Below are 21,227 nucleotides of genomic sequence, written 5' to 3' on the forward strand. Positions count from 1 at the left end.
AAAAATTAAAGCATCCAATAAAATACAGCACTTATCGCCAGCAGTCCAGCTAAAGGAATAATAATACGCTGGTAATGAAAATATATCTGGCCGTTATGGCGGGAAATAGCAAAATCATTTATCTTAGCAATGAGGAAAAGCATCACGGCTCCCGCCAAAGAGCCGGCAATTACCCTAGGAAGTCCCAAAATAATAACAGAGGAATCCCAAGAAAGCTGCCTATAGATTGGGAAAAAGGAAATAAGCCAAGTTGCCAGCAGAATAAGCCAAAAACTGAAAGGGAAACCCTTCCCTTTTTTAATTAAAAATTTATTAAGGACAACCGAAAATGACACGATGAGGGCTCCAATCCACAAGCCCAGAATAAATTCATCAACTCCCAGCAGACGAGCCAGTCCCAGACCACCGGCTATTCCTACCGGGCAAAGAGGGCCGCACATACAGCATTATGTGAATTTTAACTTTTACAACTGTTTTATTATACTCTGTTTTTAGAGTTTAGAAAAGCGATCGCTTCCCAACCAGTCGCTTTTCTAAATCATGTCTTCAATTATTCCCGTCAGTCGGAAAATGCCAAATACGCTGGAATGAAAAATCCGATAACAGGAACAATGGTTAGGACTCCCACCCAATCGGGCTTATTGCGGGCCTTGGCAATTTCCATCCAGACCAAAATGCCGATGACTATGTTTGCCAAAGGGATTAAGAAAAGAATGAGCCACCATAACGGCTTTTTGGCAATTTGGAGTATCAGGATCATATTTAAAATGGGAACCCAAGCGAACCAGGAATTGGCGGTAGCGGTTTTTCTGGCGATGACCATAAGACAGACCGCAAAGTACACATAGATAGTAAGAAAAATGAGCAGTGGAATTAATCCGAAAATTGCCAAAAGTCCTATTCCGGCTTCCGGCGGCAAAGTAGGCTGATAACTAGCTGAATAGTCCATAGTTTTCACCTCCTTTCAATTAAATTAATTCTTGCTTTTATAATAGCACGATCTTCGGCCGAATAAAAAATCATTTTTGGCATTTTGGAAATTTAGGGAGAGCATTTTTCCCTGAACATTTTCAGATCCTCTTCGGTAAGTCCGACATTTTGCTGCCCCAGTTGCGGATACATTATCGACTGCAGATTTCTGGCGTGATCAAGCCCCAAAGAGTGGCCAAACTCATGCGCCAAAATTAATATCAGGTCTTTTTCATCAAAAAATTGATAAACATCAATGACTGATCCACTTTGATCGGACTTGTAAAGTCCCGTCATAAACTCTTCCCGGGACTGCTGAATCTGGTTCAAGTCCCCTGCTTTCAGATTGACTCTGGCCGCTAAGCGATTAAGGATTCCAGCCAAGGTATTAACTTCCCCGACTAGACCATTTATCTTTTCTCTTTCCTGTTCAAGAGAATCGTGCTGCTGGCGAAGACGATCCTCATCCTTTTTCAGTTGATTATACAATAATTCTAACTCTTTTTTCTCTTTTGCTAATTTGTCGTATTCATCTTCAGGAGCTCCCCCGCGCGAACTCCAGTAACTTACTTTCTGCTCATAGGATTGGGCGTGCTTTTCATACGTCTCCGCTGATTTTTTAATTTTATTTTGTTCTTTTTCATAATTAGACAAATCCTTTTGGTATTCCGCTTCCCTTTTTTCCAATTGTGCTTTCAGTTTTTCGTATTCCGCTTTAATCGCATTGTATTTTTCTTCGTCCGTCCCGATTTCAGAAAGAATTTCCTTGATTCGCTTTGTCTCCGCCTGCCTTTCATCAAAAACAAGATTCACTTTTAAGTTGCCGCTTTCATCCAACTCAAAAATGTTCAAATTGAGCGGCTTCTCCCAGACATTTTCGGCTTCCCGCATCGCTTTAGTAAAATCACCTTCGGAAATGCCAAAGGCCTGATCGAAAGATCCGAGACGGTAGGTTAAGGGAAGACGGCAATCTGGACCATCCGGGATAAATTTCCCCGACTGGGAAAATTGATTTTTGTGAAACACTGAAAGATAGATAAGAAGCACGCCCAGCAGCGCCGCTACCCCGCTTACTAGCATTAAACTTTTTATAATCCTGATCATTTTTTCATTACTTAGAAGATTGCCTCGGACTCTTTCTTTCGGCTTCTGCTTTTCTTACTCTGGCCTCATTTAAACCAAAGTGATGGGCGATCTCGTGCCAGACGGTATTTTCTACTATTTCCCTTATCTTTTCTTCACTGCCAGCCACTTCTTCAATTGATTTTTGAAAAATAGTAATTTTGTCCGGCAAAACCGCTGTGTAATTAGCCCCGCGAACAGATTGGGGCACTCCCTCGTAGAGTCCAAACAAAGTCCAGCCGCGCCGGATGTTGAGCTTTTTTTTCTGGGACGGAGTGGGTTCATTTTCCACGACAATAGCAACATTATCCAGCTTCTTGATAAATCGATCTGGAAGGGCGCTTATTCCCTCCGCCACCAATTGTTCAAATTTTTTTCGTTCCATTATAGATTATTTTAACATGCCCGAAGAGAAAAAAGAAAGGCCGCTAATAAGCGACCTTGTTAACTTTAGTGTATTTTGATTTAATGCTCTCTATTTCTCCTCGTAATTTTGGATTCTTTTTTAATTCTTCCTTAATTTTCTTGCACCCATGCAGAATGCTTGTGTGATCTCGCTTGTCGAGAAACCGGCCGATTTGCACCGATGAATAACAGAGATCCTCAAACAGCAGGTACATAGCTACCTGGCGCGCGTGATCAGCTTTCTTGTCCCGGTTATGGAGGATGATTTCTTTCAGCGATATTCCGTACGACTCGCTGACAAAATGGAGAATTTCCTTGTAATCCACGCCATCATCAACTTCCACGAAAGGAAAAATCATTGAAGAGTTATCTCTCTTTATATAACTGCCATCAGATGTTTTGGGAGAGCAAGGACTAAGGCAGGTGTTGCCTTTGTTGTACATTGAGAGGGGCATTTTGCAGGTAGCGCACCGCCGCTTCTTTTTGCTTTCTGGCTCACCGTTCATAGCATAACCTCCTTTTTTCAAAGAACATTTTTAATTTTCTAAATTCTAAAGTAATAGCCGAAAAGCTAAAGTATTCCTAAAATTTTCTTCACTCTCTCAACAATATCTTTTAATTTCCATTCCGCTTTTACCAGATATTCGTCAATGCCTATCTCCAGCGCCTCGGCCAGGCGCCCCGCATCGCTGATATTGGTCAGCATCACCACTGGGACGTGCTGCCCCCAGTGATCTCTTTTAAGTTCGTGAAGCATGGCCGTGCCATCCATTTTCGGCATAATGATATCAAGAAGGATGAGATCAGGGTGATTTTTCAGCGCCGACTCCAGCCCTTCCACTCCATTAATGGCCTGGAGGACATCAAAGTTCTCGGACTCAAACTTTTCCACTAATGCTTCCAGAAGAGCTGTATCGTCCTCGATAATTAAAATCTTTTTTTGTTATTATTTTTTCCTTGCATCATTTTGTTGCAAATTCTTGAGTTTCATATCTCTAAATTATCACTAAATCGGAAAAATAACAACTTGGTCTTTTTCCGGCCGCCTGCAAAAAAGCACCCTCGAGAGGGTGCTTTAGCTGTTTAAATACCTCTTCTAGCCGGACAACTAAAGGCCTATTTCCGAATCGGAAAGTTCATTGTCTTTAAAATCATCCGAATTGACTGAATCAGCTTGCGCATCCATCCGGTTTAATTCGTAATCGAAATCAATGGCGGCTCCTGCCGCGGCGGCCTGGGATCCGGTTTCTTCCGTTTCAGTGACAGCGGCAGGCGTTTCAGACGCCGGTACTTCTTCTTCCATCGCGGGGGTTGTCGCTGGAGCAGCTGGCGAAGGACCGGCAGTTTTATTTCTCAAAAAGTAAAACCCGAGGATTAAGGCTCCGATTAGAGTAATGATAGCAATCCCGACGATTATTAATGCGGTTTTTTTCCGGCCTTGAGAACCTAGTTGAGATGTTTCTGGAGCGTCCATATTTTTAAGTTATTGTGAAAATTTATTACTGGTTAGTGGAGGAAGGTTCTTGGTTGCGAATTTCCCGAATATCTCCGCGAATAACAGTTTTGTAATAATTCTTGAAACTGATGATGTCCTGGCGGACGGCCTTTAGTTTATTGCGCGTTTCAACTATTTGGGTCTTGACTTCGGCATCCGTGTGATCGCAAACATAGTTCCGGTCCTCTTTTAGTTTATTAATCAGGGCGTCGTAATCCGCCAAAAACTTATCGGCTTTTTCTTTCAATATTTTAAGGTCACTTTCCAAGTCGGTTGTGTCGTAGCCGCGAGCATCCAATCTTTCGGCGAATTTTTCCAGCCGGGTTATCAGATTGTTGTACGCGCTCCAGTGCTTTTCTTTTCTTTCCTCAAACTTACTTATCCTTCCATCCAATTTGCCTTTCAGCTTCTCACATCTGGCTTGGAGAATATTTTCCAGCACTGCGGGATCTATTTTCTTTTTCCAGATGTCGGGAGGCCAGAGTGCCAAAGAAACACCGGAAGAGGCGATAAAAAACACTATCGTCGCCACGCTAATTAAAATTGTTTTTTTCATATTTTTCAGCTGCCGCGAGGCAAGTTTTCAATAATTAACAATTCCTGATTAAATTATACAACTGTCTTGAGTTTTGTCCAACCAAGATTCTGGATGCGCAATTTGGCTTCGCGGAAAGATAAAACTGGAACCTGCGTTTAAAAAAAATTAATGCTGATGAATATGGCCTCTTTTTACTAACAAATAATAATTGACTGGATAGGCGGCTACGAATCCTGCCACTGCCGAAATTGCAAACCCAATCCAAAATATCGGTGCTGAAAAGCTGGCGTACAGCAGGCCGGGTATAAGAAGAGCTGTTATATTTTCCGCTGTTTCCATGACTGTAATGCTTATTGTGTCGCTAACCACTGCAATTCTCGTGGCATTTTTAAAATTTATGCCTTTTTTCAAAAGCGGCATTATTGTCAAACCGTAACCTCCTAAAAATCCTAGAATGATTCCTAACGCCATTGTTGGCAGTACTGGCCAGTTTAATACAGTTCCTATCATCAACCCAAGAGTATCTCCGGCGCCACAGCCCGCGACGCAATGAAGCGTTATTTTTAGGGCGAGTTTCTTATTTCCAGTAATTTTGTGATTTATTTCTTGCATATTGTCAATTATACTACAAAGCAGATTATGTATGCGAATACGAAAACCCCCCGAAATTGCATCGGAGGGTTTTCTTTGAAGCGCGTATCTTTAATTATACGCGGGTTACTTTGGTAGCGTTCGGCCCCTTGGGGCTGTCGGTTACCTCAAACTGAACTGCATCTCCTTCTTTCAAAGAATCAAACTCCACGCCTTGGAGCTCCTTCGAGTGAAAGAACAGATCCTTTTCCTCGCCCTCGCGAGCAATAAAGCCGAATCCGCGATCGCTGATCAGTTTTTTGATTGTTCCTTTTTCCATTTTTTCAAGTGATAATTATTTATATACGCACACGGTATAATGCAAAGAAAAGCTCGACGACGCTGCTATTGCAAACCATTGTGATGAGTCAATTATGGCATTCAATTAACTTTCTGTCAAATTAGTTAATATTTACCCTAAACGGGAAACTCTTGTTTCCCGACCCTCTTTAGTTTGCAAGTAAACTTTCAAGTTATTTTTTCTTTCTCGTGCTGCTTCTTTTCCCCTTTATAGTAATTCCCCACTTTTTCATGCAAGCATCATGTTCTTTTTTACTGCCGCAACAGCCATGCTTTTTGTGCCATTTTTTGTGTTCGGCTTCCGTAACAACTATTCCTTTCCCGGATTTTTTTGATTTTTTCAACATAAATTTATCTTTATAAATTTAACCTCGACCTTTTCCGCTTATTACTACTCAAGCCGTAAAGTTTTCTTTCACTCCGCTAAAAATCCTGAACAGGAGTAGATTTAGTTAATTAATTCTACCTTATCTGAATATTTTGTGCCGAGAAAGTTCCATCAGAATTATTTTTGCCATTCGGGTTATTCCTGCCTCGCCGGCAGGCGAGCGGGTGTTCATTAGTATATTGGGGTTGCTTATTCATATCTCAATGCCACTATCGGACTTAGATTCGCCGCCCTCCGCGCCGGATAAAATCCAAAAATAATTCCCACCGCCGCGGAAACTCCGAAAGCCAAAAAAATTGCAAAAAGCGACACTTGAGTAGGCAAATTGGAAAAATTTGAGATGGCAAGCGAGGCGAGCCACCCGACAAAGATACCGATTGCCCCGCCAAAAAAAGTAAGCAATACCGCTTCCGAGAGAAACTGCAAGTTAATATAAATCTTTCTTATTCCTACCGCTTTTCGAAGCCCAATTTCGCGTGTTCTTTCGGTGACAGTCGTAAGCATCATATTCATAATGCCAATACCGCCAACGAGAAGGGAAATACCAGCAATGGAGGAAAGAAGAATAGTGAAAGTATCAGTAATATTGGAAGCAGTGGCAATGATATCATTCTGGTTAATGATATTAAAATCAGCAAGCAGTGGATCGGAAATTTTGTGCTGCTCAAGAAGGATGTTATTTATTTGTTCCTGAACGGCTGCCATAGAACTTTGATCCTGGGCGGCTATACTGATAGTTGTCACAAAATTGTCGCCGGACAAAAAATGCTGGGCCGCGGTCAGGGGAACATAAATCGCGTCATCCGGATTGGCAAAGCCGGTGCCGCCTTTAGCTTGCGTCACCCCGATCACGTCGAAGTCAACATTTTTTATGCGAACAGTCTGGCCAAGAGGGTTAGCGTTTGCGCCGAACAAATCATCCCGGGTGCTTGATCCTAAAATGGCTACTTTAGCGGAACTCCTGATTTGCTGTTCGTTAAAAAAAGATCCAATATCCATTTTAACATTGCGGGCTGCCAGATAATCCTGAACTGTTCCGATTACCTGAGTATTGGTGTTTTTCCCTTTGGCATTAACTTGATAGCGTCTCGTCACTTCGGGAGCGACCGCTTTGGCTGCCTGCAACTGACTTTTAATGATATTCGCGTCCTCTAGAGTGAGAGTTTGAGCGCTTCCTCTTCCTTGACTGACAGCGGTCCCGCGCTGAAAACCGGGAGTGACGATAATCAAGTTTGAACCAATCGCCTCGATGCTTGTCTCAATGGAACTTTTAGCTCCCTGGCCAACAGCAATCATGGCAATGACAGAAGCAATCCCGATAACAATGCCCAAAATAGTAAGTCCCGATCGAGCCTTATTTCCAGAAAGAGAGCGAATTGTTTCAGAAAGTAAATCCTTAATCATTATTTTTTTTGTCTTTTTCGATTAGGCCATCGCGTACGTAAATTATGCGTTTGGCAAATTCAGCAATTTCTTTTTCGTGAGTAATAAGAATAATAGTATGGCCTTTTTTATTGAGTTCCTGAAAAGTTTCCATCACCACCCGGCTGGTTTTGGTGTCCAAATTTCCCGTTGGCTCATCGGCGAGAATTATTGAAGGATTATTTACCAGCGCCCGGGCAATGGCTACCCTTTGAATTTGCCCACCGGAAAGCTGATTAGAAAAACTTCCGAATTTTTCTTCTTCCATTCCGGCATATCTTAGGGCTTCTCGAGCTTTTATTTCTCGTTCTTTTTTCGAGGTATCAGAATAGAGAAGTGGCAGCATTACATTGCGCAGCGCCGTAGTTCGAGGAAGCAGATTAAACGACTGAAAAATAAAACCGACTTTGTTTCTACGGAGATCAGAAAGGTCGTTTTCGCCGAGCTTGGAAACTTCCTGGCCATCAAGAAAATACTGGCCGTTTGTCGGCCAGTCAAGCGCGCCCAAGATATGCATCAGCGTTGACTTTCCGCTTCCTGAAGGACCGATGATAGCTACAAATTCGCCTTTTTCTACCCGGAGTGTAATGCCTTGCAGCGCGGCGGTTTCTACATCTCCGTTTTTGTAAATTTTAACCAGGTTCCTGCATTCGATCATAAAAAATTAATCCCGGCGAAATCCTCCGCCTCCTAAACCAGGAATTCGAAAACCGTCGCCAGAACTGCTGGAGCTCGTCGAGGCAGCGGTGTTAGGATTGATGGTTTGGGTAATTACCTTATCACTCTCGGAAAGACCGCTAATAATTTCCGTTTCGGTGTTGTTGGAATCACCGATTTGTACGGTCTTTTGAACTGGAGTGTTGTTTGTCAAAACTTCGACGTAAGTGTTGCTTCCCTCTGTTTTCACGGCGCTTGAGGGAACAAGAAGAACGTTCTGCTTTACGTTATTAATAATATTAGCGGACACGCTCATCTCCGGCTTGATCCTTAAGTCAAGAGTGTCGAAACTTAAAGTGATGTTATAAGTGACTACACCTTGAGTAATTGTTCCGAGCGAGTCCATTTTTTCCACTTTCCCGGTGATGGTAAGGCCGGGAAGTGCGTCAAAGGAAAGCGTCGCCTTTTGCCCGATGCTTACGCCGGGAATATCCACTTCATTAACTTGAACCTGCGCCTTAAGAGTAGCGAGATCCCCAATGATAATCGACGCCAGCGCATTACTCGAGCTTCCCGAAACCCGGCTTAAGTCGTCACCGTTTTTTATATTCACCGCATTTACTGTTCCAGTAATCGGTGCTGTAACTTTACGCTTGCCAGCTTGAGTATACTGGTAATTCAAATCGGAGAGGGCAGCCGCTATGCTTTTCTGGGCGGCTTGAACCGAGGCCTTGGCCGCTTCCAGCTTCTCTTTATTAATCTTGCTGTCATCATCGTGGTAATCTTCCTTGGCCTGTTTTTCCGAGGCCTCCGCTGATTCGAGTGAACTTAAAGCGCTCTGGTATGATGCCGTAGATTTGGCAACGTTCACTCCTAATTGGTCATTGACAATATTAAAAAGAAACTGACCCTTGGTCACTTTTTCTCCCACGCTCACCGCCAAATCCGCCACCGTTCCGGTAATCGTCGGATCAACGGTAGCGCTTTGGTCGACAATAACGTTGCCGCTGGCTGAAACGGAAGAAGTAAACGTTCCCTTTTCAGCAGTTGCGGTAATATATTGCGTTTGTGCCGCAGTACTGTGCGTTTTGCGATAGTAATAAACTCCCCCGGCTATTGTTATCACAATTGCAATAATTACATACGGTTTCTTAATTACAGAGAGTTTCATAATTATTAAAATTTAAAAACATCCGTGTCATTTCCGCCAAAGGCGGGTCCGCCTTTGGCGGGCGCATGAGCAAAATCACCCTATTGATTATTTTGATTGATGGGAAACACGCGAATTAAACTCGCATTCATCACTCCATCATTCCCCGGCTGGCCGATAACTGCTATCTTGTCGTCAATTTTAAGATCGCTTAATTTCAAATCATCACGCCCGGATTTGATAACAGTTTTGTCAGTAACGGCCACGGTGTTTTCTTTATTGTCCCTGTCTTTAATGATCAAACTGCTATCCGAAATAGAGATTATTGTTCCGGCAATTCCGTGGGGATTTCTGAAATCGCGTCCGGAAAACTCGCGCATCATCGGTCCCATAAAACCCATCGGGCTCGGATGTCCCATTCTTGGACCGATGAAATTCATCTCGTAATTTTTTCCCCAGTCGCAGGAAAACTTGGCCTTGTGAAAACCAGTAAAGACCCCGCCGGCGAAACTTCCAAGCATCAAAATTATTATTCCCAGTATCATGGCCGAGACAATTAATATTTTTGATTTTCCGCTTGAAAAACAAGGGCAAAATCTTGATTTTTGTTCCGGTTTTGTTTCCGGTTTGTTTGTTTCTGGAGTATTCATATTATTATTGGCACGACAAATACTGCATTGCTATGCAATATTGTAGTGGTTATTATGGTTATGGCCATTTAATTTCAGGTAAAAATTAAGGAATAAAACTAATGTCAAGAAAGGAATTAGCGTGCCGATCGCGTACGCGACAGGGAATGTTTCCAAAAGCGAAAGCGCGAAGTCCTTCCAAAAAACGGCGATTGTCCTCGTATCGGAAAAAGCGAGTTTAGCTAAATTCCAAAAACCGGATTGAGAGAGATTGTCCACAAAATGCAGCCCGGCGAAAACCGCCAAAAAAAGTGACGCCAGAATTCCGCTGTAAAAAAACGCTCTTTTTCTTTTAATGATTTTTGCTTTTTCAAATTTGATTTCGCGCAAAATAGTGCTTTGAAGTTCTGAAGGCGGATCAAGCTCCTTTATGCTTTTAAATAGTTGTCCGGTTCTTGTTTCCATATTGCTTAATACGATTAAGAAATTAAAATGGATGCGTTAGCTCTCTAAGGTTTTTTTGATCGCCGAAAGCGCCCTTTGGTGCCGGCTTTTGATAGTGTTATAGGGTTCGCTCAAAATTTCGGCGATTTCTTGAAGTGAAAAATCGTCTTTATAACGCATGAGTAAGATTATCCGATACTGGTACGGAATTTTTAAAAGCGCGGCTTCCAGCTCTCTGGCCGCGTCGGCTTTTTGCAAAAGTTCATCGGGTAAAATTTCATCTTCGGGGATATTTTTCAGTTTGTTATCTCCTTCTTCATCAGTAAACGCGGAAAACGGAATCGTTTTTTTCTTTTTCAAATAATCATAGGCAGTATTTTTGGCAATGGCAAAGAGCCAAGTTCTGAAATTTTTGTCTTGATCAAAGCGGCGCATATTTTTCCAGACCTTAATAAAGGTAATTTGAGTCAGATCGTCCAGCGCCGAAGCGTCATTTGTCAGCCGATACAGAAAATTATAAACCGGTTTAAGATATTTTTTCACCAGTTCTTCAAGCGCCGTCTCGTCGCCCTCCAAAAAATTTTTGACTAATTGTTGGTCGGTTTGCCCCATAAATTTTTCATCCGCTTATTCTAGCATAACATGGTTATTTAATAAAGATTAAAAAACAAGGCCCGTTATGGCCTTATCTTCTATGCTCCGCGGGATAGACGCTGTTAGAACCTGTTTGATGATGGCGTAGTTACCCCACTGTGCTACTCACTATATCCCCAAGACCAAATTAAATAAGTATCCCGTGAAAATAATTCCCAACCCAACAATACTGGCAAAGATTAGAATTAGCTTCACTTTCATTACTTTTTTCAAAATCATAAATTCTGGAAGGGATAAGCCAGTAACTGCCATCATAAAAGCCAGGGCTGTTCCCATACTCACTCCCTTTTCCGTCAGCACGCTCACGAGCGGTATTATGCCAGCCGCATTGGAGTAAAGCGGAATTCCGATAAGCACCGCCAGGGGCACTGCATACCATTTATCAGATGAGGCATATTGAACCAGAAAATCCGTTGGCACATAGCCATGAATCCAGGCTCCAATGCCAATTCCTATAATGATATAAAGCCAAACTTTTTTAATTATTCCGAGCGAATAACTTCTAGCATAATCAATTCTTTGTTTCCAAGTCATTTCTGGCAATTTCAATTGTCCGTTAAATTTACTTTTATATACGAATTCTTCCACCAAATTTTCAACTTTTAGACGTCCAATAACAATACCTGAAAGAATGGCAATGATAAGACCGCTAACGATATAGAGCAAGGCGATTTTCCAACCGAACATACCGAGAAGTAAAACTAAAGCTACTTCGTTAATCATTGGCGAGGCTACCAAAAAAGAAAAGGTTGTTCCGAGTGGCACACCAGCCTCTAAAAATCCTAGAAACAATGGGATCGCCGAACAAGTGCAGAATGGTGTAATAATTCCAAGAAGTGATGCCAAAACATTGCCAAAATACTTTTTCTCGCTGGATAAAATATTTCTAATCTTTTCTGGCGGAAGAAATGAGCGGATAATAGAAACTGTAAAAATAATAACAACCAGTAAAAGAAAAATCTTAATCGTGTCGTAAATAAAAAAATCTACCGCTTCGGCTAGAAGTGTTTTTGGCGTGATATTAAAAATTGAATAAGTTAGCCAATCGGCAAAGAGTTTAATCATTTGGTCAGTAATTTTTTAATTTCATCCACGCTTGGAACAAGTCCATAGCTGATAATTTCTCCGTCAGCCACGATGGCTGGCGTGCTCATGATACCATGACTCATAATTTCCTGAATGTCGGTTATTTTCTCAACTCGGGCATCAATATTCAATTCTTTCAAAGCTTGTTTAGTGTTTTGCTCTAGTTTTTGACAGTTAGGACAGCCTGTTCCTAGAATTTTAATGTTCATATTTTTTAAACTGCTAATTTTTTACCTTTTCATTATACCAGAAGTTCTAGCTTCCTACTTGGGCACAAAAAACTTGAATAAGACCTAAAAAATTATTGCACTATCCAGCCGCCGTCAACGACGATCACTTGGCCTGTGATATAGCTGGATTTTTCTGAAGCTAAAAAGACCACCGCATTGGCAATGTCTTCCGGCTGGCCTATCCGCACCAGTGGGATTTTAGTAATCGTTTGTTTTTTGTCTCCCTCGGTCATTTGGGCTCCCGGCGTTTGAATTGCTCCCGGTGCAATGGCATTGACTGTAATTTTTCTTGAGGCCATTTCCAGCGCCAGCGCTCTTGTCATTCCGTTTACACCGCCTTTTGAGGCGCAGTAATGAACTAAGCCCGAAAAACCCATCAATGAAGCAATGGAAGAGATGTTAATTATCCGCCCTCCTTCCGGCATTATTGCAGAAGCCTCTTTGGAACAGAGAAAAATGCTTTTTAGATTGACATCAATTACTTTGTCCCAATCCGACTCTTTCATTTTTTCAAAAGAGACGAAAGGATAAATGCCGGCGTTATTAACCAGCACATCAACTTGGCCGAATTCTTGAGCGGTCTGGCTAAAAAGCTGTGCAACGTCAGCGGAAACAGAAACATCGCATTTTACAGCCAGTGATTTAGTACTAAGTTTCGCGAGCTCGTCAGCGACTTTCTGGCAATTTTCTTGATCGATATCAACGACAACAACATTATATCCTTCCTCGGCCAGAGCCAAAGCGATTCCTCTTCCAATTCCAACCCCCGCTCCGGTAACTATGGCCGTTTTTTTGTTCTTCATTTTTTTATTTTAATTTTTACACTCTTATTCTACCACAAGTTTTAACGTCCTACCTGGATATAAAAAATAAGGCTTTAAATGAGCCCTGAAATTCTTGGCTCCGGGGGTGGGATTCGAACCCACAACCAATTGATTAACAGTCAACTGCTCTACCGTTGAGCTACCCCGGAATATGATTAGTTAGTAGTTTTTAGTTCTTAGTTTTTAGTGAAATCTACAAACTATTTTTTAATGAACTTATTAGAGAATTCAACATTTTCATGATAACCTCTAAATTTGACTCTATGACAGCATACTCTAAATCTTTTAATTTGTGAAGCCTTTTGCATATTTCAATTTATGTTTCCAATTCTGCGCCTGAACTATAACTTACGTATAAAAACTGTATAAATTCTTTTTTGTGCGTTCTTTTTTGACCCTCGGCTATATTAGATGGAATAGCAACCGCCGCTCTTTGCATTTGTGATGACAGCCCATACATTTCTGATTTGGGAAATTTTTCAGTAAGCTTATAAATATCACCAACTAAATCAATGGCTTTTTGCCACACTATCAAATTCTTATACGAATTAGATCTTTTCATAAAATACTAAAAACCAAAAACTATAAACTAATTAATAATCCTTCAACTTCTTTAGCGCCTGATGATCGCGGATTTTTTCGAGGGCTTTGGCTTCAATTTGGCGGATGCGCTCCCGAGTGACTCCAAATTCCTGCCCTACCTCTTCCAGAGTATGGGTAACGCCGTCTTCCAGTCCGAAACGGATCTTGATAATTTTTTGTTCGCGCGGAGTCAGTTCCTTGAGTACCTCAATCACGTGGTTGCGCAAAAGTTTCCTAGAAGCCGCCTGATGCGGCATTATCGTTTCGGTATCCTCAATGAAATCCCCCAGCACGCTGTCATCATCACTGTCTCCCACCGAGGTTTCCAGCGACACTGTTTCCTGGGAAATTTTCTGAATGTGCCTGATTTTGTCCACTTCCAAACTCATTTCAGCGGCAACTTCTTCCGGCAACGGCTCGCGGCCCAGCTCCTGCACCAGCCGCCGGGTAACTTGGGTATATTTGTTAATCGTTTCCACCATATGGACAGGTATGCGAATGGTGCGGGACTGGTCGGCCAGAGCCCTGGTGATCGCCTGACGGATCCACCAAGTGGCATAAGTGGAAAACTTGTAGCCCTTGCGGTAATCAAACTTTTCCACCGCCCGGAAAAGACCGATATTTCCCTCCTGAATTAGATCCAGGAGCGATAGGTTGTGAGATCGACCGACATATTTTTTGGCGATGCTCACCACCAGCCGCAGATTGGCCTCCGTCAGTTTTTGCTTGGCTGCCAGATCTCCTTTTTCATTGGCTTTGGCTAGTTTTACTTCTTCCTCGGCATTGAGCAAAGGAACTCTTCCGATTTCGCGCAAGTACATCTGAACCAGATCGTAAGAGCCATCCCCAACTTCTTCCGGAAGGAAGACCTCCAACGGCTTTTCTTTCTTTTTCTGTTTTTCGTATTTTTCAGCTTCCCGTTCCGTCTCAATTTTCAGCATTTCATCCGAGCTCATTACCCTTACTCCCGAACTTTCCAGTTTTTCATAGAGATTCTCGAGGTTCGTGAGTTCCTTTTCCACTTCCGGCATCAGGTGAATAATTTCGTCCTCGGTAATAAATCCCCGCTGTTTTCCGCGTTTAATCAGAGCGTCAATAACGCTTTCCGTTTCTCCCTTTTTAAAAAGCACAGCGGGTTTTTTTATCCTTTTAACTTTTCCCGGCTTTCTTTTTCTGGCGGTTCTCCGCGCGATTTTAGTCAGGCGTTTGTCCCTTTTTCCGGAAATTTTTCTGGCTTTGATTTTTTCCTGCCTTCGCGCTTTTGCCTTTTTACTTTTTTGTTTTTTCCTCCTCATATTTTATTCTAAGCTTAAAGTTGAGCGAACTTTACTGGCGATCCTTGTCCAGCCCTTGCGAAAATTTGGAAAATTCTTTCACTAAAAGTTCCAGTTCTTCCTTGTTTCCCTGCTCTTCTGCTTTGCGAATGTCTCGGGCGATATTGGCCAGCTTCTTCTTTCCTATTTCCTTTTTTAATTCAGCAAAATACTGCTCTGCCAAAGTTTCTGCCTGGTCAGAATCTATTTCCTGCATTTCGGAATGCTCACTAAAGTGGTATTTGGCTTCAAAGGAGAGTTTTCGGAAAAGTTTTTTCAGATCATCGTCATCAAACGTAGCCAGCAAATTTTCAATTTTAAAATCAGAAAGGGAGCCGCCGCGAAAAAGAATCTGAAGAAACTCGTCATCCTTTAAATAATCATCATCTCCGTAGCGAACAGCCACTTTATTCCAGACAGCCGGAAAAGCCAGTATCAGGCCGACTATTTTCTCTCTGATGGTATCGGCTCTTTCCTGAAAAGTCACTTCTTTTTTTTCTTCCTCTTCCTTTGTCTTCCTTCCGGCTCGTGTTTTGCCAAGCGCGCCAGCCAGTACCTTATCTTCCACTTCCAGCTCCCGGGCTAATTTTTTTATCCAGTGATTTTTTTCAATTTCGCTAGAAAAATAGCGAATAAGATTGAGAGCTTCTTTGGCAATCGTTTTTTTGCCTTCCGCCTTGGTTTTATCGCAGCGCGCTAAAATTTTGCCCAGTAGATATTCCATGGATGAAACTGACTTTTTAAGAGAGTCGGCAAACAGCTGGGGATCTTTTTTCGCTAGTTCAGCCGCGTCTTTTCCTTCCGGGAGCCGAACTATCCGCGCGTTGATCCCTTTTTGAAAGCAGATCTCGGAACTGCGCGCTATGGCCTCCTCGCCGGCGCTGTCCATATCGAAAAGCATAATTATATTTTCAGAGTAACGTTTAAGGATGTCTAATTGATCGCCGGTGAGCGCCGTCCCGGAAACCGCTACTGTGTTTTTTATTCCGGCCTGGCTGGCGGCGATAACATCCATGTTCCCCTCTACTAGTACGGCTGAATTTTTTTCTTTTATTTCTTTTTTGGCTTTGTCAACGCCGTAAAGAATTTTGCTCTTGTGATAAACCATCGTCTCGGGAGTGTTGACGTACTTGGCTTGCGACTCGTCTCCGCCGGGGGAGACACGTGCCGAAAAGCCGACGACTTTTCCCAGCGCATCACTGATGGGAAAAATTATCCGGTCGCGGAAACGATCGTAATAGCTTGTAGCATTTGAATTTTTGTCATTTTCTTCTTTTTTTACCAATAATCCTGTTCCGGCGATATCTTCTATCTTATATCCTCGCTCGGTGAGAAATTTGAGGATGTTCCTCCAGCCCAGCGGGGCATAGCCCAGACGGAATTCCTTTATGGTTTCATCCTTGAGCCCCCGCTCATGCAAATAATTCAATATCTTATCTTTTCCCATTCCTTTCCAGAGCTGGGTCTCGTAAAATTTGGTCGCCAGTTCCAAAATTTCCAGAATTTTATTTTTGCTTCCGGCTATTTCCGGCCGATATTCCTTAAGTTGCACACCGGCTTTATCCGCCAGAACTTTTAAAGCTTCTTTGAAATCAAGTGCTTCCATTTCCATTAAAAACCCGAAAATATCTCCGCCTTTGCCGCAGCCAAAACAATGCCAGATTTGTTTTTCTTCGCTGACCATAAAAGAAGGGGTTTTTTCACGATGAAAAGGACAGAGCGCCCGGAAGTTAGCGCCTGCCTTTTGAAGTCGTAAATATTGCCCAATAAAGTCAATGATGTTCAGCCGCGACTTTATCTCATCAACAACCGAATTGACCATAATTAAATACTGCCTTTCCTAGTAGTATTACCATTAATACCCATAAACAAGGAAAAATATTTCAGAGCGGTGCCTTTTGGTTAAAATTCGAACTTTTTTTGACGAAAATCCGGACTGCGAATTTTGACGCTCGGGCGCGGCGGAATTGCGACGTTTATTCGAAATCCAAAAATTCCATCAATGACTTGTCCTGTGTATCTATTGCAAAATTTACAGCACGTCTTTGTTTTTCAATATTCCCAACGGTTTTAACAATTTCCGCTTTTTCTTTTAAACCTGTTGGAATTGGAATAAGCAACTCAGTTTTGAAAATCTCCTCCGATACTTCCGGTTGCACCGCAGTTGCAGATAAATAATACATCTGTTTTTGGATTAAATCACTTCTCAAGATAGACCACAAGAGGTAAGCATCATCTCGATTTTTAGGTTTTATCACAATAAATCCAGTTGAAACTAACTGGTCATTAAAATTTTCGTTAATGATTGCAACTGAACCAAGCGAACTTATGTTTTTAGCCACAATAATGTCTTTGGTAGCAACTATTTTTCTTGCCCTTGTCGGCAGATTTTTTAATTGATTTTCCTGATAACCGACAATGTCTCCTCTATTATTTACATCTCCTACTTCGAGATATTTGAAAATTTTACTATCCAAATCCCTAGATTTAGAAGCAGAGAGGTCTGGTCTTAAGACAAAGTCGCTACCCGTCTTTAATTCTATCTTACCATTGCGTGCGAGCTTATTTAGTTTGTGCTGAATTGTTTTTAATTCAGGGGAATAATAAAAAGCATCGAGTCGCTCTTTTAGCTTTTCCGACTGCACAATAAAAATCTGCAGAGGGCAAGTAAGCATCTCGGTTTTCCGTTGATTTTGGATAACTTGTGTTTCCAGTTTTCCCTTTTCAATAAATTCTCTATATGCAAATAAAACTTGGTTTAAATTATTCCTTTCTGCCGTGTCATTTCCAAAATCGTTATGTCCAACATTATTGCAAATAGCCATAAATACGGCGGGTTGTTTTTCGGTGGCAGAAACTTTCTTTCGCAAATAAAGTATTGAAGTTTTTGTTGTCGTCGCCGCATTTTTAAATGTATTGAATGGCAAAGAAATAATTGCTTTTATCACAAATTTTTTCCGAATAGCATCTCTGAAAATTTTGCTACTCACGCCGTTTAACACCGTATCATCAATAATACTTAACAAGCGGCCGCTATTATCATCGAGCAAATCCCAGTATCGCTCTAAAGAAAGCACGTTGGATTTTACAGAATTTTCATTTCCCGATATTTCGTATTCCTCCAAAACCTCCTTTTCGTCTGGTTTTTTTCTTTCATACTTCATGCTGAATGGAGGATTTGTCAGAGCTACATTAAATTTTAGTCCATCTTGAAGTAAAAGTTTTTTGATCTCCTCAATTTCTTTCCGCAACTCTGGATTTATACCTTGCTCTATTCTGATCTTTTTATCCAAAGAATCAGCTTGATAAATTCGGCTTCCACCATCTCCGTGAAGATACATATTCATCCGTGCTACTTTTGAAATTTTTGGGTTTGCATCAATTCCAAAAATGTAATTCGACTTAATATCATTAACCAACTTTTCCGTTTCCTTATTACTAAGGTTCTTTAGTTCTCTGATTTTTGCCATCATTTCAGCCATTGCCTCAATCAAGAAGCCGCCGCTTCCACAAAAAATATCTATAATTCGTTCAATTTTTTTCGTGGAAATTTTAATATCGGCCAACTTAACCATGAATTTAACAACGCCGCGGGGGGTAAAAAATTGTCCTAAATCTTTACCGCGGACAGTGGCGTTCAAGAAAGTTTCAAACATTCTTCCATTCAAATCCTCATCTATTCCATATAGGTCTAAGTGTTCAAGAAGTTTTACAACTTCCTTGGTGGTAGATGGCTTTAAATTTAGGTTTTCATCTTTCTCAAAAATCCGTTTTTTCTTCCTCTCGGTAATTTCTTCCTCTAGTTTGTCCCGCAACTGGTGAAATAAAATTGTATTAAATGAATTTGGTTCAACCGGCTCTTGGTTTGCTATCCAATGAGAGCTAAAAACAAAATCGTCTTTTTTTAAAGTTTTACCATTCTGTCTTAATTCTCTAATTTTTCTATCTTGGTCTATCTTGATAAAAATAATTTTTGAAAATTCATAAAATGCATCCGTTGGAGCAATCTTTTCTTTTTTCCAAATAATATTATGTGCTTTTGCAAAAACATCCTTAATTGAATCAATCGGTGGCTTGTAAAATTCAAAATCTTCAACCTCTGGTATTCGTTGGTTGAATATCCCCTGATAAGACACAAGGTCCTTAAACTTTTTTAGCGTTTCGTTATTTTTTTCAAAATCATCAAAACCAAGAGATAAAAGTGGTTCTCGGTCATCCCAATTATAGAGATTTGTTTTTAAGCCGTTTGATAAAACTACATACCTTACCGGATTATCTTCTCTGAACTTTTGGTTGACAGCTAGGGCGTACCCCGAAACTTGATATAAATAATCTTCTATATTTTCATCAGGATTTTTAGCGTCAATGATTAAACTCGGTTTATTGTCAACAAAACAAATGTAGTCCGGTTTGTATTTCTCTTTTTTTGATCCCTTGCCGATTTCCAATTCGTTGATTGATTGTTTCGTTTTGATGTCGCTATCGCTGTATCCCAAAAATCCCAAGAGCCTGTTGACGAAAAATATTTCAACAGAACTTTCGTTATTTAAATCCGCCTTATTGCAAAATAGATTTGTTTTTAGCATAGAAAGCTATTTGAGTTATCCATAATTACATTATAATAATAATTTTTAATGCGCACAACTCTGCGCATCAAAACCTCACTTTTTTGTTAATTCGCCTATGTTGACATTTAATGCTTTGGCAAATTTTGCCATGGTTTTGACATTTAGCCTGCTTAAATTAATTGTAATATAAATCTTATGCGCAATGCCAGTTTCCCGTCGACTAACCTTGATATTAGAGCAAAAAACACCGGCGGAGGCGGGAGGATTCGAACCTCCGATACCCTTTCGGATATATTTGCTTTCCAAGCAAACGCACTAGGCCGCTATGCGACGCCTCCCGAAAAATTTTAATGCCATCGGTCTATCTTTTGCTTCTGTAATCCCGAATTGTGACGCCGCCTTTAATTCTTTTCACCGCAACACGCTGGCGCTCCCGCCAGCCGAGGGAGCGGACTGTGTCAATAGGAATCGTTACGGCAAAGCTTTTTTTGCCGATTTTGGTAATTTTGCGGATATCACGCTTTTGGGTTCGTTTTTCCATATTTTTCCTAAGAGTTACTTACCTTGTTACGTAACCAGTTACGTAACTCCATTTTATGCCCGAAAAACAAAAAAATCAACCGGCTAGCCGGTTGAATATCCATCGGTTTAATCTAAAAACTATTTTTCCATCTTCCCAATATCCACCATCGTCTTGATGACCGTGTCGGGATTGAGGGAAATGGAATCGATTTTTTCGCGCACCAGAAACTCGGCAAAGTCTAGAAAATCAGAGGGGGCCTGACCGCAAATGCCGACTTTGCGCCGCGACTGGTGGGCTTTGAGAATCACCGCCCGGATCAGCTCTTTTACCGCTTCGTTGCGCTCATCGTAAATATGGGCGACTTTAGCGCTGTCACGGTCCACTCCCAAAGTAAGCTGGGTAAGGTCGTTTGACCCGATGGAAAAACCGTCAAAAATTTTCGCGAATTCAAAAGCCAGTATCACGTTAGAAGGAATCTCGCACATCACGTATACTTCCAGATTATTTTTTCCTCTTTCCAACCCGTATTTTTTCATCTGGGCCAGAACTCTTTTTCCTTCTTTCACCGTGCGGCAAAAGGGAATCATCACTTTTACGTTAGCCAATCCCAACTCCTGGCGAACTTTCTTAATTGCCTCGCATTCTAATCTAAATCCTTCGACATAATCAGCATCGTAATATCTCGACGCTCCCCGCCAGCCGATCATCGGATTGTCTTCCGCCGGCTCAAAGTATTTTCCTCCGATAAGCGAAGCATATTCATTGGTTTTGAAATCGCTTAGGCGCACAATTACTTCTTTGGGGTAAAAAGCGGCTGCGATTCTTCCGATGCCTTCAGCTAATTTATCAATAAAAAACTGTTCTTTGTTTCTGTAAGCATGTGAAATTTCCTCAATTTTTTTTCTTTCCTCTTTATCTTTTACTTTCTCAAAATGAACCAGCGCCATTGGATGGACTTTGATGTATTCCGTAATAACAAACTCGATCCGGGCCAGTCCGACCCCATCGTTGGGAATAAAAGAAAGTTCAAATGCCTGTTCGGGGTTACCTATATTCATCATTATTTTGGTTCTGGTCTTTTTGATTTCCTTAAGATTTGTTCTTTTCACTTCAAAGGCAAGTATCCCTTCATAAATATGTCCTTCTTCCCCTTCGGCACAACTTGCCGTAATCGCTTTTTTGTCTTTTATCGCTTTAGTGCCATTTCCCGTTCCGACCACGCAGGGAATGCCCAGTTCCCGGCTGACAATAGCCGCGTGGGAAGTGCGGCCTCCGCTGTTGGTGACAATGGCGCTGGC

General features: G+C 41.5%; 26 protein-coding genes and 2 tRNA genes. All 28 read right to left on the reverse strand.

The genetic code is table 11. The annotated features are described in order from the left end of the window. Window positions 1-5 precede the first annotated feature (5 nt). Complete coding sequence (locus tag NT136_02525; protein MCX6765810.1) at window positions 6-440, reverse strand: hypothetical protein; 435 nt, start codon at window positions 438-440, stop codon at window positions 6-8. Between the two features lie 119 nt (window positions 441-559). After that, the gene (locus NT136_02530; protein MCX6765811.1) at window positions 560-949 is read right to left on the reverse strand and encodes a DUF5684 domain-containing protein; all 390 of its coding nucleotides are present in this window, start codon (window positions 947-949) and stop codon (window positions 560-562) included. A gap of 92 nt (window positions 950-1,041) precedes the next feature. Then, complete coding sequence (locus tag NT136_02535; GenBank protein ID MCX6765812.1) at window positions 1,042-2,073, reverse strand: matrixin family metalloprotease; 1,032 nt, start codon at window positions 2,071-2,073, stop codon at window positions 1,042-1,044. Between the two features lie 7 nt (window positions 2,074-2,080). Next, window positions 2,081-2,476: a metallopeptidase family protein gene (locus tag NT136_02540; GenBank protein ID MCX6765813.1), complete on the reverse strand. Its 396-nt coding sequence runs from the start codon at window positions 2,474-2,476 to the stop codon at window positions 2,081-2,083. A gap of 43 nt (window positions 2,477-2,519) precedes the next feature. Next, complete coding sequence (locus tag NT136_02545; protein ID MCX6765814.1) at window positions 2,520-3,002, reverse strand: hypothetical protein; 483 nt, start codon at window positions 3,000-3,002, stop codon at window positions 2,520-2,522. 65 nt (window positions 3,003-3,067) lie between these two features. Then, on the reverse strand, window positions 3,068-3,421 hold the full coding sequence (locus NT136_02550; GenBank protein ID MCX6765815.1) for a response regulator: 354 nt from the start codon (window positions 3,419-3,421) through the stop codon (window positions 3,068-3,070). 183 nt (window positions 3,422-3,604) lie between these two features. Further along, entirely contained in the window at window positions 3,605-3,970 is a 366-nt protein-coding gene (locus tag NT136_02555) for a hypothetical protein (GenBank protein MCX6765816.1), read from the reverse strand. Window positions 3,971-3,995: 25 nt separating this feature from the next. Continuing rightward, a complete protein-coding gene (locus tag NT136_02560) occupies window positions 3,996-4,547 on the reverse strand; it encodes a hypothetical protein (protein MCX6765817.1) in 552 nt (183 codons plus the stop codon). A 147-nt stretch (window positions 4,548-4,694) separates the two neighbouring features. Beyond that, window positions 4,695-5,141, reverse strand: coding sequence for a DUF4396 domain-containing protein (locus NT136_02565; protein ID MCX6765818.1), 447 nt, complete (start codon window positions 5,139-5,141; stop codon window positions 4,695-4,697). 94 nt (window positions 5,142-5,235) lie between these two features. Continuing rightward, window positions 5,236-5,439 (reverse strand): cold shock domain-containing protein, encoded by a 204-nt coding sequence (locus tag NT136_02570; protein ID MCX6765819.1) that lies wholly within the window; start codon window positions 5,437-5,439, stop codon window positions 5,236-5,238. A gap of 193 nt (window positions 5,440-5,632) precedes the next feature. After that, the gene (locus tag NT136_02575) at window positions 5,633-5,806 is read right to left on the reverse strand and encodes a hypothetical protein (protein ID MCX6765820.1); all 174 of its coding nucleotides are present in this window, start codon (window positions 5,804-5,806) and stop codon (window positions 5,633-5,635) included. Between the two features lie 230 nt (window positions 5,807-6,036). Next, entirely contained in the window at window positions 6,037-7,251 is a 1,215-nt protein-coding gene (locus NT136_02580; GenBank protein MCX6765821.1) for an ABC transporter permease, read from the reverse strand. Continuing rightward, complete coding sequence (locus tag NT136_02585) at window positions 7,244-7,927, reverse strand: ABC transporter ATP-binding protein (protein ID MCX6765822.1); 684 nt, start codon at window positions 7,925-7,927, stop codon at window positions 7,244-7,246. The genes NT136_02580 and NT136_02585 overlap by 8 nt, the downstream gene beginning before the upstream one ends. A gap of 6 nt (window positions 7,928-7,933) precedes the next feature. Further along, window positions 7,934-9,097: an efflux RND transporter periplasmic adaptor subunit gene (locus tag NT136_02590; protein MCX6765823.1), complete on the reverse strand. Its 1,164-nt coding sequence runs from the start codon at window positions 9,095-9,097 to the stop codon at window positions 7,934-7,936. An 80-nt stretch (window positions 9,098-9,177) separates the two neighbouring features. Beyond that, the gene (locus NT136_02595) at window positions 9,178-9,726 is read right to left on the reverse strand and encodes a DUF5666 domain-containing protein (GenBank protein MCX6765824.1); all 549 of its coding nucleotides are present in this window, start codon (window positions 9,724-9,726) and stop codon (window positions 9,178-9,180) included. A gap of 30 nt (window positions 9,727-9,756) precedes the next feature. After that, a complete protein-coding gene (locus NT136_02600; protein MCX6765825.1) occupies window positions 9,757-10,170 on the reverse strand; it encodes a hypothetical protein in 414 nt (137 codons plus the stop codon). A gap of 36 nt (window positions 10,171-10,206) precedes the next feature. Continuing rightward, a complete protein-coding gene (locus NT136_02605) occupies window positions 10,207-10,761 on the reverse strand; it encodes an RNA polymerase sigma factor (protein MCX6765826.1) in 555 nt (184 codons plus the stop codon). A 150-nt stretch (window positions 10,762-10,911) separates the two neighbouring features. Continuing rightward, on the reverse strand, window positions 10,912-11,868 hold the full coding sequence (locus NT136_02610) for a permease (GenBank protein ID MCX6765827.1): 957 nt from the start codon (window positions 11,866-11,868) through the stop codon (window positions 10,912-10,914). Further along, complete coding sequence (locus NT136_02615) at window positions 11,865-12,098, reverse strand: thioredoxin family protein (protein MCX6765828.1); 234 nt, start codon at window positions 12,096-12,098, stop codon at window positions 11,865-11,867. Before NT136_02615 ends, NT136_02610 begins: the two co-directional genes overlap by 4 nt. 92 nt (window positions 12,099-12,190) lie before the next feature. Continuing rightward, complete coding sequence (locus NT136_02620) at window positions 12,191-12,922, reverse strand: SDR family NAD(P)-dependent oxidoreductase (protein ID MCX6765829.1); 732 nt, start codon at window positions 12,920-12,922, stop codon at window positions 12,191-12,193. Between the two features lie 95 nt (window positions 12,923-13,017). Continuing rightward, window positions 13,018-13,092, reverse strand: a tRNA-Asn gene (locus NT136_02625). Window positions 13,093-13,259: 167 nt separating this feature from the next. Continuing rightward, window positions 13,260-13,505 (reverse strand): four helix bundle protein, encoded by a 246-nt coding sequence (locus tag NT136_02630; GenBank protein MCX6765830.1) that lies wholly within the window; start codon window positions 13,503-13,505, stop codon window positions 13,260-13,262. A gap of 31 nt (window positions 13,506-13,536) precedes the next feature. Beyond that, complete coding sequence (gene rpoD, locus NT136_02635; protein ID MCX6765831.1) at window positions 13,537-14,820, reverse strand: RNA polymerase sigma factor RpoD; 1,284 nt, start codon at window positions 14,818-14,820, stop codon at window positions 13,537-13,539. A gap of 31 nt (window positions 14,821-14,851) precedes the next feature. After that, window positions 14,852-16,660 (reverse strand): DNA primase, encoded by a 1,809-nt coding sequence (gene dnaG, locus NT136_02640; protein ID MCX6765832.1) that lies wholly within the window; start codon window positions 16,658-16,660, stop codon window positions 14,852-14,854. Window positions 16,661-16,814: 154 nt separating this feature from the next. Further along, window positions 16,815-19,424, reverse strand: coding sequence for an N-6 DNA methylase (locus tag NT136_02645; GenBank protein ID MCX6765833.1), 2,610 nt, complete (start codon window positions 19,422-19,424; stop codon window positions 16,815-16,817). 233 nt (window positions 19,425-19,657) lie between these two features. Further along, window positions 19,658-19,744: transfer RNA gene (locus tag NT136_02650), tRNA-Ser, on the reverse strand. Between the two features lie 23 nt (window positions 19,745-19,767). After that, entirely contained in the window at window positions 19,768-19,947 is a 180-nt protein-coding gene (locus NT136_02655) for a hypothetical protein (GenBank protein MCX6765834.1), read from the reverse strand. Between the two features lie 119 nt (window positions 19,948-20,066). After that, on the reverse strand, window positions 20,067-21,227 hold a 1,161-nt coding region (gene ppsA / locus NT136_02660), incomplete at its 5' end, for a phosphoenolpyruvate synthase (protein ID MCX6765835.1).

The sequence above is a fragment of the Candidatus Moraniibacteriota bacterium genome, from assembly GCA_026396275.1.
Taxonomy (GTDB): Bacteria; Patescibacteriota; Minisyncoccia; order Moranbacterales; family JAPLXC01; genus JAPLXC01.